The 277-nt window shown below is 67.5% G+C and carries 1 pseudogene; it reads left to right on the top strand.

The annotated features are described in order from the left end of the window. Positions 1 to 277, top strand: a pseudogene (locus WCE05_RS26505) (hypothetical protein); the annotation flags it as partial.

Genomic DNA, 277 nt, shown 5'->3' with positions numbered 1-277 from the left:
CCGGCGGCAAGGCCGACTACGCCTACATGGCCACCACCCTGCGCGACCGGCTGGTGGCGCTGATCCAGCACAGCGTGGGGCCGGTGCGCATGGGCGGCAGCTTGACGCGGGTGGTGGCCGATGCGGGTGAGGAGGCCCTGGCCGCGGCACTGGTCAAGCACTGGAACGTCAGGCCGCAGAACATCCTCGGCTACAGCACCGACCCTGCCATTCCCAGCCGTTTCGGGCTGAAGAACAAGAGCGACCATGGGATCGACATGTTGGTGTATGTGCCGCC

This window comes from Pseudomonas sp. I2 (genome assembly GCF_040984075.1).
GTDB classification, from domain to species: domain Bacteria; phylum Pseudomonadota; class Gammaproteobacteria; order Pseudomonadales; family Pseudomonadaceae; genus Aquipseudomonas; species Aquipseudomonas guariconensis_B.
Note: the sequence above shows the minus strand (reverse complement) of the source record. Positions and strands in the feature narration are given on the sequence as shown.